General features: G+C 42.9%; 11 protein-coding genes. 6 read left to right on the top strand and 5 right to left on the bottom strand.

What is annotated here, in order from left to right; translation table 11 throughout:
* Positions 1–13: 13 nt before the first annotated feature.
* The 5 genes from RCG25_RS17290 to RCG25_RS17270 all read right to left on the bottom strand — a co-directional run bounded on the left by RCG25_RS17290 (position 14) and on the right by RCG25_RS17270 (position 3,044).
* Positions 14–244: a helix-turn-helix domain-containing protein gene (locus RCG25_RS17290; protein WP_308080064.1), complete on the bottom strand. Its 231-nt coding sequence runs from the start codon at positions 242–244 to the stop codon at positions 14–16.
* A 19-nt stretch (positions 245–263) separates the two neighbouring features.
* Positions 264–467 (bottom strand): hypothetical protein, encoded by a 204-nt coding sequence (locus tag RCG25_RS17285; RefSeq protein WP_308080063.1) that lies wholly within the window; start codon positions 465–467, stop codon positions 264–266.
* A gap of 188 nt (positions 468–655) precedes the next feature.
* A complete protein-coding gene (locus tag RCG25_RS17280; RefSeq protein ID WP_308080061.1) occupies positions 656–2,236 on the bottom strand; it encodes a YfjI family protein in 1,581 nt (526 codons plus the stop codon).
* Positions 2,214–2,804, bottom strand: a complete 591-nt coding sequence (locus RCG25_RS17275; RefSeq protein ID WP_308080060.1) for a CHC2 zinc finger domain-containing protein — start codon at positions 2,802–2,804, stop codon at positions 2,214–2,216. Before RCG25_RS17275 ends, RCG25_RS17280 begins: the two co-directional genes overlap by 23 nt.
* 45 nt (positions 2,805–2,849) lie before the next feature.
* Complete coding sequence (locus tag RCG25_RS17270; protein ID WP_308080059.1) at positions 2,850–3,044, bottom strand: hypothetical protein; 195 nt, start codon at positions 3,042–3,044, stop codon at positions 2,850–2,852.
* Between the two features lie 98 nt (positions 3,045–3,142).
* On the opposite strand from RCG25_RS17270, the gene RCG25_RS17265 reads away from it, so the two are divergent.
* From RCG25_RS17265 to RCG25_RS17240, 6 genes are all read left to right on the top strand, one after another.
* Entirely contained in the window at positions 3,143–4,075 is a 933-nt protein-coding gene (locus tag RCG25_RS17265) for a hypothetical protein (protein ID WP_308080058.1), read from the top strand.
* Between the two features lie 72 nt (positions 4,076–4,147).
* Positions 4,148–4,546 carry a terminase small subunit gene (locus RCG25_RS17260; protein WP_308080057.1) on the top strand — a complete coding sequence of 133 codons (399 nt, stop codon included), beginning with the start codon at positions 4,148–4,150 and terminating at the stop codon, positions 4,544–4,546.
* A gap of 286 nt (positions 4,547–4,832) precedes the next feature.
* Positions 4,833–7,589: a class I SAM-dependent DNA methyltransferase gene (locus tag RCG25_RS17255; protein WP_308080056.1), complete on the top strand. Its 2,757-nt coding sequence runs from the start codon at positions 4,833–4,835 to the stop codon at positions 7,587–7,589.
* 35 nt (positions 7,590–7,624) lie between these two features.
* Positions 7,625–8,665, top strand: a complete 1,041-nt coding sequence (locus RCG25_RS17250; protein ID WP_308080055.1) for a phospholipase D-like domain-containing protein — start codon at positions 7,625–7,627, stop codon at positions 8,663–8,665.
* 53 nt (positions 8,666–8,718) lie between these two features.
* Positions 8,719–10,809, top strand: coding sequence for a DEAD/DEAH box helicase (locus RCG25_RS17245; RefSeq protein ID WP_308080054.1), 2,091 nt, complete (start codon positions 8,719–8,721; stop codon positions 10,807–10,809).
* On the top strand, positions 10,802–11,983 hold the full coding sequence (locus RCG25_RS17240) for a GIY-YIG nuclease family protein (RefSeq protein ID WP_308080053.1): 1,182 nt from the start codon (positions 10,802–10,804) through the stop codon (positions 11,981–11,983). The genes RCG25_RS17245 and RCG25_RS17240 overlap by 8 nt, the downstream gene beginning before the upstream one ends.
* The last annotated feature ends 18 nt before the right edge of the window (positions 11,984–12,001 follow it).

Raw genomic sequence — 12,001 nt, 5'->3', positions numbered from 1 at the left:
AACGCACCAAATGTTAGAATTCCACTTTTTCTTCTTTAACAGGATGTGTTGCCAAAGGGTCTTCAGTAGAGCCTTCAAACCATGTTAGAAATGATTTTCGGGGTATCAGTATACGTTTGCCTACCGTTACAGCATGGAAAGAATTAGACTTGACTAATGAGTAGGCTTGCCCACGACCAATCCCAAGGAAAGCTTGTAAATCCTTTACTTCTAAAACCTCAGGTAATTCTGATGCTTTTTTCATGTGTGCGCTCCTCCTATCATTAATGTTCCAACTGTGACAATTCATAGCAGATGTACTGTATTAATGCCGCAGCAAGAGTCCTGCTATTATCTGTATCTGCAATTGCTAATCGTGTTTTTCCTTCTTCTATTAATCTATTCTGCTCAATTTGGTTAGATAGGAATCCATCTATTAAGGCCAGCTTCATTTGACGGTCATTATCATATATTTTTGTCGAAAGCATTTTATTAATCTCTCCTTTTAATGGGTCCCATTACCCCCGCATGATTCAGAAGCCTATTTTATCAACAAAATTTGTATTGGCTAGTATATCTGTCGTTTCCCCCATGTCCCCCAAAAAAGGGCGTATGGGGCCGGCGGGGGAAAGACGGGGATATATGACTATTTCATAAATCCTTGATATATCAATCTTTATTCAGGAATTGGGGTAATGGGGATCTGTTTTAAAAAATATGGATTGATTTGAATGAACTTTTTTTGCCTATCTCCGTTCTTTGAAGCGAGCAACGCTCTTTTAATAAATCCTCTTTCTACCAATTCATTTATGACTGTGTTAAGTTCTTCTGTGTTAAACCTTTTTTTTACTAGTTGTTGGACGTCCCTAAATGGGATAAGGCAATCATAGTGACCAATTTCTTCATAGAGCTTCCTGTATCTTCTTATTAAGACCTTTAATAGATAGCTAGCATCGTTATTTTGGTTATCGTTTTTCATCGTGCCAAAAGCTGCCTGTGCATGTTGAATGAAATAATTACTAAGCAATATCGCTTTGTAAACTGTTACCGAGCTAATTTTTTCCGGTATGCACTCTAAACTATCATCAATATCCAGTTGATTGGCGATATGGAGTAAACCTGCAATCCGAGCAATATTTCCGACAATTTTTCCTCCCCACTCCGGTATGTTTGATAACGATCCGCCGTCACGTAACTCGTTTTCAATTCGTTCCTGATAATCAGCAAATAAGGGATCTGCCTCAGCGTCAAAAGTTAGGACCAAAGGTTTTTTCATAGATTGTTTCATTAGTAATTTAATATTTTTATTGTATGTGGCCCTAACATCCTCAGGAATGGACTCAGGACGTACCTTCCTGTATCCTTTCAAATCTTTTGGAAGTGAGTAAAGGAAACGGGCCATAAATCCTCTACCCTGGAATATAGGAGGTAAATTTTTTACTGTATCGGGTTGACCGAAAATTCCAATAGTTATACACGGAGATTCTACAATCTCTGTTCTAGTTCTACGGTCAACCCTAAGATAATCTCCTGAATGTCCTTTAAGGTAAACCTCAAGGTTAATTTTTCCGCTATAAAGTCCTTTAACCATGTCAAACAGACCGGCTTCTGCAGAAACTAAACCAATTCTTTCTCGATTTTGTTTCATTAAGGTGACTAAGATTTCGGGAGTAGCATCATCGGTAATAAAAGTTGGAGGAGATAGTTCAGGCAGGCCATCCAGTTCTTGTTGTATCTGCGTGATTTCCTCAAAGATGCTACTGTCACCGTCTCTAGCGTAATTTCCTTCAAGATGCTCAATTCGTTTATGCAGCGTACGCCTAGTGGATTCATTCTTCATTGATTCAAGCTTTAATCGCTCGTTCTCTTCTTTTTCAAAACTGACCATCGGCAGACACATTTCACGATGAACGGAACTTTTCCTGTTTGCTGGTCCAAGTAAAGTAATGCAGTAGGTGTTCAACGGTTCAAACCAGTCACCATAAGGATTGATTACAAAATTCTTTGCTGATGCTATTGATAGAACTGTAATAGCGGCCATACAAGCCATATCCACTGCTGTTTGTGTGGACTCAGCTACAGCAATAACAAAGTCCATTAACCATTTTGGAAAGATACTAGCATTAAACTCTGGTAGCTCATTTTGTTCGTACCAGACCGGTTCTTCCCATTCTTCCATATAGCTTTCATCTCTATTGAAGCCTGTTATCAACGAAAGATCGTTTGGTGAAAGGTTAGTTAAATTGTTTGTTGGCATCGTTAATCATTTCTCCTATTCTTCTCATGGCATAAATCCTGTCCTCGACACTACCATTTCTGATTAATGGCTCAAAATAATCAATTTTGGACAGGTTATGGTAGACATCCGCTTTTTGTTCCATGCTGGTCAAGTCCTCAATAGTTAACGCTTCCTGTTCATAAATCCGTTTTAAATCGGATAAGGCGTCAGCGTATTTTCCGCAGTTATCGTAAAATTCTTTAAGGCTTCCTTGTATTTTAAGTTCACCTGAATCGATAGCATGAGCAAGGTTAACTGGGTCAAGGCGCAAATCTTTTATGAGGACCCTTTTTGCCTGCTCATAAGTAATATTCAGAGCTTTACTTACCAAATTTATGACGTTTCCACCACCGCAGCCCGCCCAGCAATACCAAGAGTTAGTAACTGCATATACTGTAAAGGAAGGCGTATGGTCATTGTGGAAAGGGCAGCGGATTTGGAACTGCTTTTTATTTGTATTAATTTTTGGTAGCTTGACATCAGTATATTTTTCTAAAGCGGTGATGACAGATAATCTTCTATTAATTTCGTCAATAATTACTGACATGAACAATCACTCCTACACATCAAAGTTAGTCTGAATTTTCTTGCTCTATCCTGTCTTGTTATTGGAATCCTTTAATTCCTTTATGATCGTGATGATTTTTTCTTTTTGGGCTTTGGTTAGGTCTCTTCTAAGTAACCGGCTAAAGTTTCCGTCGTTAATACCATATTTCAACGCTATTTGCCAATAATATAGACCTGCATCTTCAATTGCACTTCGAATGTCCATATTTTTTAGAACCATTGTCTTCACCCCCTAACATTGTTGTTGTTTTTAGTGTAAAATTAAAAAGGTAATCCTAAAAGATTACCAAGGGATTACTTTTTTAGGGGGTGCGATATATGGTTGAAAATGCATTTCAATGGGAAAGTACATGGCGGAAAGTAATATATAGGTTTGAAATGGTTAATGGAATTGAATGTATCGTTTCAGATGGAAGAAAAGAAGTTACATATTACAATCCTTTAGAAATAGAAGGCTTATCAAAAAGGCCAAATAAGCCAACTGAAAATAATGTTTCACCTGAAGTAGCCTTAGCCAGGATAGATGTAAATAAAAAGGTTGAAATTCTTAACTTTGTTAACCGATTTGGATTACTGGGACTTTGGGCACATCCCAAATATTGCAAAGCAGAAGGTTTAGAGGGTTTTGAATACAGTCGATTAATCAATCAAGTAGAATATTCTAATTGGTACCGGCATCCCCGGAAAATGGGTATATATGGTTGGATGGAACCGCTACAGTTATTTGTAAAGGCAGTCCATGATTACCAAACCCTTTTAGATAAGACAACTGCAGTGGAAGAGACAATCGGAACGAATCTTGATACGGAAGGCGAGGTTTCGTTTCCTGTTAACCACTTTTGGAGGGAACAGCTAAAGGGCGCTCATCTTGCCCCAATCTGGGATGGAGGAAAGTGGTCTCTCGGATGGGAATACCAGTCTTTGCTCTCTGCACTTTACCTGAAAATAGCTTTAAATAAAGTTGCTGGGAAAATGGTAAGAAGATGTAGAAAAAAAAGATGTGGCAAATTCTATATTGATGATCACAAGGATAACGGGTTCTGTTCTGAACATTGCAAGGTAGCATTTTATACAGCGAGTTCAAAGAACCAAGCAGCAAAAAGGGAATTGTTAGTGAAGTATAGCAATGAACACGATTACGAACAATTATCCCTTTTTATAGACTTGCTCTTAAAAGAAGGTGTATCTGGTAAAGGGAGACTTGAGAAAAAAATTTTAAGAGACTATATCAATAAACGCCTTTCAGAATAAATCCCAAAATTGAAATAAATATACGTGATATAATATAGATAGGAATACTGTGTTTTTAAGGGGGGATGTGAAATGATGGTTGATTTGAATATTAAGCAAAAAAGGTTTGCGGATTATTACATTGAGACGGGAAATGCAACAGCTAGTTATTTACGTGCAGGTTATGAGGCAGAAGGGAATGCTGCGGAAGTAAACGCTAGCCGTCTGCTCAGAAATGCTAAGGTACTAGAGTACATCAAAGAGCGGAATGAACAATTGGATGTAGGTTTAATTGCTGATATAACGGAAACAAAGCGGTTTTGGACAGAGATTATGAGAGATGAAGAAGCTGACATGAAAGACCGGCTGAAGGCATCGGAATTCATTGCCAAAACGAATGGTGCTTTTGTCGAGAAGAAGGAACTGCAAGGTGGATTTAATGGGAAAATAGAGTTTGGATTTATTGACCCCTCCGTGAACGAAAAGTACTAAATGCATATTTACTAAACCGCCTAGCCACGATGCTGGGCTTTTTTATTTAAGGTTTTAAAAACTATTGGCTTATTTGTTATAATAGGTTTTGTATTTATCATTGTGAATCCTTAAGCTTTATATGATTGCTTTGAGTAGTAGACAAGATGTCTAGCATTGTCATACTAGTTAACTATCAACCGGCTAAAGACGGTATAAATAATCGACATATTTTGAACTTTTTTATTGTGGTCACAAAGAGCAAGGGCTCATGTGGCTAAAGAATCTAAATCAGGAGGGGACATTAATGAACCCAGTTGAAATTGAAGCAGCTGTCTCCGATTTGGCAATCCAGCCCTTTGACAAGGCTGAGTTTCCGTTTGCCTTTTTGCGGGCATTCGGGAACAAAGAGACGACTATCAAGCGCCTGCGTTCAGGTGAATCGAATAAGTCCGATATCGGCGGCGTATTGCAGACCAACAACATCCATATCGCAGTCGCCCAACCAGGCGAAATAACAAAGACCCTTGTATCACTGAGATTAAGCCGGGCAACTACCAAGTCCAAGGCACGCTACATCCTAGCTACTGACGGTGTAGACTTTGAGGCAGAGGAGCTGGAGTCAGGCGAGACAGTTGCATGTGTTTATCAGGATTTCCCAGATCACTTTGGCTTTTTCTTGCCACTTGCCGGAATCACGACCTTTAAGCATGTACCCGAGAGTTTTTTCGACATAAAGGCAACGAGCAGGTTGAACAGGCTCTATGTTGAGTTGTTGAAGGATAACCCGCAATGGGGAAGCACAGAAAAGCGTCACGAGATGAACCACTTTATGGCGAGGCTAATCTTCTGCTTTTTTGCAGATGACACCGGCATCTTTAGCAGGACCGATCTGTTTACCGAGACAATTGAACAGATGAGCGTACGCGATGCCTCGAACATGCATGAAGTGATTAGCGAAATCTTCCGAGCCATGAACACGAAGATTGTGAATCGCCCGAAAGCAAAATTACCACGCTGGGCTGACGCATTCCCTTACGTGAACGGTGGACTATTCTCGGGCAGTGCTGATGTTCCGAAGTTCAGCAAGATTGCTCGTTCCTATTTGCTGCACATTGGTAGTCTAGACTGGACTAAGATAAATCCAGACATTTTTGGCTCTATGATTCAGGCAGTTGCGGACGACGAGGAACGTGGTGCACTCGGTATGCACTACACCAGCGTGCCAAATATTCTGAAGGTACTCAATCCGCTTTTCCTGGATGATCTGAGAACGCAGCTTGAAGCTGCGGGGGACAACCATCGTAAGTTACTCAATCTGCGCAAGCGCTTGTCGAGGATCCGAGTTTTTGATCCCGCATGCGGATCAGGCAACTTCCTAGTTATCGCCTACAAGCAGATGCGAGAGATTGAAAATTCCATTAACGAAAGACGAGGAGAACATGGACGTAAAAGTGATATACCATTGACCAACTTTCGTGGCATAGAACTACGCCACTTTTCGGCCGAAGTTGCACGCTTAGCCCTCATTATAGCTGAGTTTCAGTGTGATGTTCTTTATCGAGGAATGCAACTAGCTCTGTCTGAATTTCTACCGCTCTCATCTGAAAACTGGATAACCTGCGGTAATGCCCTTCAAATGGACTGGTTGAGTATCTGGCCGTCGACTGGAACAGATGTGAAATTTCACACCGATGATCTTTTCAACACGCCATTGGAGCAAGCAGAAATCGACTTCGAAAATGAAGGCGGAGAGACCTATATATGTGGTAACCCACCATATTTAGGGAGTAAGTGGCAATCGGATGAGCAAAAAGCTGACCTAAAAGCTATCTTCGATAGCAAGGGAATCAGCTGGAAATCCCTTGACTATGTCGCAGGCTGGTTCATGAAGGCTGCGGAATATGGAGCCAGAACTAATGCCATTTCTGCCTTTGTATCTACAAACTCGATTTGTCAAGGGTTACAGGTGCCAATCCTTTGGCCTGCCATCTTTGAAACTGGTCATCAAATTCTTTTTGCGCACACATCATTCAAATGGGCAAATTTAGCAAGCAATAATGCTGGGGTAACTGTGGTCATAGTTGGTATCGGAGCAAACCCACGGCCAATTCGGCGATTATTCACCTTAGGGGAAAATGGATCTGTCATAGAGAGACAGGTCGATTTTATAAACGCATACCTTGTTCCTGGTCGTGTTAACTCGGTTAATCAAGCCCGTAGTCCTATTTCCGGAACTTCGCCAATGCTTTTCGGGAATATGCCGAGAGATGGAGGGGCTTTTGTATTGGATGGTGACGAGAGGAAGAAAGTGTTGCAGCAGTTCCCAGAGGTTGAGAGGTTTATTCATCTTTACCTTGGGTCAGAACAAATGATTCAGGGTAAACCTAGATGGTGCATTTGGATTGATGATGACGATGCTGATTTCGCGAGTGAGCACCCATATTTAAAGACAGTTCTAGCGAAAGTAAGAGATTTTCGATTGGAAAGTTCAGCAAAATCTACTCGTGATTTTGCCACACGTCCACATCGTTTTGTACAGATTGCTGGGACAGCAAAAAGGCATTCGCTCGTTGTAGCAAAGGTTTCATCCGAAAGAAGGCCATATTTGCCAGTTGATTTGTTGGACGGGAATGTGATTGTTAGCGACCTGCTTTTTGCTTTATATGATGCACCTCTCTGGAATATGGCTTTAATTGCCTCACGTTTGCACCTGGTTTGGGTCGCTACTGTATGCGGGAAGTTGAAGACGGATTTTAGATATTCAAATACACTTGGATGGAATACATTTCCTGTTCCGAAATTAACAGAAAAGAACAAAATCGATCTGACGAGGTGTGCAGAGGAAATCCTTTTGGCAAGGGAACGGCATTATCCAAAAACGATTGCTGATTTATATGATCCGGATTCTATGCCGGAAGACCTGCGTAGTGCGCATGAACGAAACGATGAGACCTTGGAAAGGATTTATATTGGGCGTCAATTTAAGAATGATACAGAGCGATTGGAAAAGCTATTTGAACTTTATTCAAGGATAATTAATCGCAAAGTTACGGGAGCTTAGAAAATATTAATAAGTCTGAAAATGAGGTGTTAAAATTGTTATCAAGAACTTATTTGCACCACGATGCTGACTCACCATCGACTATTTCAGAAATAAAACGTATTCACGAACGGATAAAGACATCAGATTTTTTAGGTGTGTATGCTTATGCCACTCAATCAGGGGTTGCTTCTTTCGAACTGGAGTTAGGGGATTACTTTTGGGAAAGCACGCCATCAAGATGGTTGTTTGGAATCGACTATGGAAGAACTCAGCCCCAGGCACTTCGATATTTGTGTAATCAAAAAAAATCTGAAATTCGTATATATGATGGTGACTGGGTTGTTAATCAGAAGGGATTTGTTCCGCGACGTGATTTCCATGCGAAAATGGCGCTAATGCTTAATCATGATGATAATTGGTTTGGGATGGTTGTTGGTTCGGGGAACTTTTCTTCTAACGGGCTTCGTAAGAGCATCGAAGCTGGGACCTCTCTCTACACCCATGGCTGCATCGACAAAGGATATAAACATTTTCACCTAGGTAAAACCATTTTAAGAGCTGAATCTCTTTGGCAGGCAGCTACTCCGGTGGCCGATATTTTGAATGAATATGAGGAGAAATGGAATGCCTCGTTCTCCAGAAAAGTGTTTGGAAATCAGCTAAGAGACGACGTCCATTATGGAGAGAAAGAGATTTTTTGGATTGAGGCTGGCTATGTAACAAAGAATCGTGGACCAAACAGGCCTGGTAATCAAATTGATTTCCCTAGAGGCATGTCACGATATTTTGGGTTTAATCCACCGGCTGAATTGCAACCAAATTCCGTGATTGGGAATGTTATATTTCAAACCCCTTCTGGAAGCGATTCGAAAAATTTGCGATTAGGTAACAATATGATGGAGAAGATTACTTTACCCATTCCGGAAACGCATGGATTTGATATCTATGATGGGAAAATTCTGGTTTTCCAGCGGTCCGGCGAACACTTTATATTGCGAGCGTTGGAAGCAGATGATTTTGAGACTGCTTTCGGAGACAGATTATCCGAAGTAAGGGTCATGGGTAGCGGTAGACGTTATGGACACATTTCCTGATATACGCAATCTATAGCCCTAAAGAAGAACCGTAAGGAAGAGGTATTGTTAGAATGAATAATAATAATGAACAACACCGTTTTGTTCCATCCATTTCTGTAAATTATGAAGGGAATGGTAGTGCAACGAAGTATAATGAATTCGGCATGCGTCCAATGCAGGAGAGAGCCTATGAGCGACGTGGTGAACAGTATCTGCTTATCAAATCGCCTCCCGCATCAGGCAAAAGCCGTGCGCTTATGTTCATCGCCCTTGACAAACTCCATAATCAAGGGCTCAAGCAGGCCATTATTGTAGTCCCAGAAAAGTCAATCGGTTCTAGCTTCAACGATGAACCCTTAAGCCAGTTTGGCTTTTGGGCCGACTGGAGAGTGGAGCCGAAATGGAACCTATGTAACGCACCTGGTTCGGATAATGGCGGGAAGGTTAATTCGGTGGGTGCATACCTCGAAAGTGAGGATAAAGTATTAGTCTGTACCCACGCTACCTTCCGGTTTGCAGTCGACAAATTTGGGGTTGAGGCGTTCGACAACAGGTTGATCGCCGTGGACGAGTTCCACCACGTTTCGGCCAATCCTGACAACAAACTCGGCTTGCATCTCGGGCAGTTCATCGCACGCGATCGTGTTCATATTGTGGCGATGACTGGCTCATACTTCCGTGGGGATGCAGAAGCAGTGTTATCCCCGCAGGATGAGTCAAAGTTTGATACAGTCACCTATACTTATTACGAGCAACTCAATGGCTACAAGTATCTTAAGAAGCTCGACATTGGCTATTTCTTTTACTCGGGTTCTTACACAGATGATATCCTCAAGGTTCTCGACCCGGCCGAAAAAACCATCGTCCATATCCCGAATGTCAATTCGCGCGAGAGCACGAAGGACAAGATCCGAGAGGTCGAATACATCATCGAAGAACTGGGAGAGTGGCAAGGGACTGATCCTGCGACCGGTTTCCAGCTTGTTAAGACGACAGGTGGCCGAATCCTCCGGATCGCCGACCTGGTGGATGATGATCCTACCAAACGCGACCGTGTATCAGCAGCTCTGAAAGACCCAGCGCATAAGAATAACCGTGATCATGTTGACATCATCATCGCCCTTGGTATGGCGAAGGAAGGCTTTGACTGGATTTGGTGTGAGCACGCATTGACGATTGGCTATCGAGCAAGTCTCACGGAGATTGTACAAATCATCGGCCGTGCGACCCGCGACGCACCGGGCAAAAGCCGTGCCCGTTTCACTAACCTCATCGCGGAACTTGATGCATCCGAGCAGGCAGTTACCGAGGCCGTAAACGATACCTTGAAGGCCATTGCTGCCAGTTTGCTGATGGAGCAGGTTCTTGCGCCTCGCTTTGAGTTCAAGCCGAAGAATTCAGCCAGTGGTCCGGTACAAGGGTTCGACTATGGTGAGAGCGGTTATAACCCTGGAATGTCCAATGTCGGTTACAACCATCAAACAGGGGAGTTACAAATCGAGATCAAGGGTCTTTCTGACCCAAAGAGCGAGGAAGCCGCACGAATTTGTCGAGAGGACCTAAACGAAGTCATTGCAACATTCGTTCAAGACAAGACCACAATAGAGCGTGGCTTGTTTGACCGTGAAATTGTGCCTGAAGAGTTGACTCAGATTCGTATGGGCAAAATCATCAAGGAAAAGTACCCAGACCTCGACTTTGAGGATCAGGAAGCGGTACGCCAGCACGCTATCGCTGCCCTTTACGTGGCGCAACAAGCCCAGCAAACTGCGAATGGTGGAAGCAGTGAATCTGCCGCTAACACTTCGCTCATTGATGGGGTGCGCAAGTTCGTGATGGACGTTCGTGAACTGGACATCGATCTCATTGATCGCATTAATCCATTCAGTGAGGCATATGCAATCCTCGCCAAAGCAATAAGCGAGGACAGTCTGAAACAGGTAGCGGCCGCCATTGCGGGAAAACGTGTTAGCATTCCCTATGAGGAAGCTAGAGCGCTGGCTGAACGGGCTCTCCAATTTAAGAAGGAACGGGGGAGACTTCCGGACATAAATGCTAAAGATCCTTGGGAAAAGCGAATGGCCGAGGGTGTTTCAGCCTTGAGACAATATATTGCGAAACAAAAGGCAGCAGGAGGTAATGGAGGGGATATAAATGGCTAATCTTTCTGATGACGAACTACTCGATGAGCTTGGTGTGGAGCAGGAAATACAAAAGAAAAGCTCTTTTTCACCACGTGAGGAACGCATAATCTCGGGGTTTGAGGAAATTCAGCAATTTGTCGAGCAGAACGGCCGTACTCCCCAACATGGTGAAGACAATAATATCTTTGAAAGGCTGTACGCTGTACGACTCGATTGTCTACGTAAGCAGGAGGAATGTAGAGTTCTTCTTGAATCATTCGATTATCAAGGGCTACTGAAAGGGGTAGAGATTGAACGAGTCGGCCCAGAGATATCGATGGATGACGATAATTTGCTCGCTGAGCTCGAAGTGGCAGACTCTTCCGGCATAACAGAACTACGCCATGTCCGCCCACGCTCCGAAATACGGGCGGCCGAGGAAATCGCAAAAAGAGAGAAGTGTGAGGATTTCGATTTCTTCAGGCCGTTATTTGAGCAGACTGAGCGTGAACTCAATACTGGGGTTCGACAAACGCGTCCATTTGGTAAGGATGCAAGTGTCAATACAGGTAACTTCTTTATTTTGGGCGGCCAACTTGTCTATGTGGCTGAGAAGGGGGATGAATTCAAAGCTCCAAATGGCCATCCTGATGCTCGACTAAGAGTCATTTACTCCAACGGTACCGAAAGTAATCTCCTACTGAGGTCATTGCAGAGAGCACTCTACAAAGACGAGGCTGGGCGCCGCTTGACCGATCCAGATGTTGGACCTTTGTTTAGTGAAATTTGGGATGAAGGTGATATCGAAAGTGGTACCATATATGTTCTGCGCAGCCTGTCCAATCACCCCTTCGTTGCGGAGCACCGCAATCTGATTCACAAGATTGGCGTAACAGGCGGTAAAGTTGAAACTCGCATCGCCAATGCGGAACATGAGGCTACTTATTTGCTAGCGGATGTCGAAATAGTCGCCAGTTATAAACTAGCCGGCATCAACCGTACGAAACTGGAGAGTATTTTCCACAGAATTTTTGCACCTGCTCAGCTCGATCTTACCATTCATGACCGCTTTGGCCACCCTGTTCAGCCTAAGGAATGGTTCCTTGTGCCGCTACAAGTGATTGACGAAGCAGTGAGTCGTATTCGAGATGGATCAATTACAAATGTAACCTATGATCCAAAGACGGCTAGTTTGGTTGGCCTTGCTCAATAGAGAGAGGGAAGAAATGCA

The organism is Neobacillus sp. PS2-9, assembly GCF_030915525.1.
Lineage (GTDB): Bacteria > Bacillota > Bacilli > Bacillales > Cytobacillaceae > Neobacillus.
The sequence above is the reverse complement of the archived record's forward strand: the minus strand, read 5'-3'. Positions and strand labels throughout refer to the sequence as shown.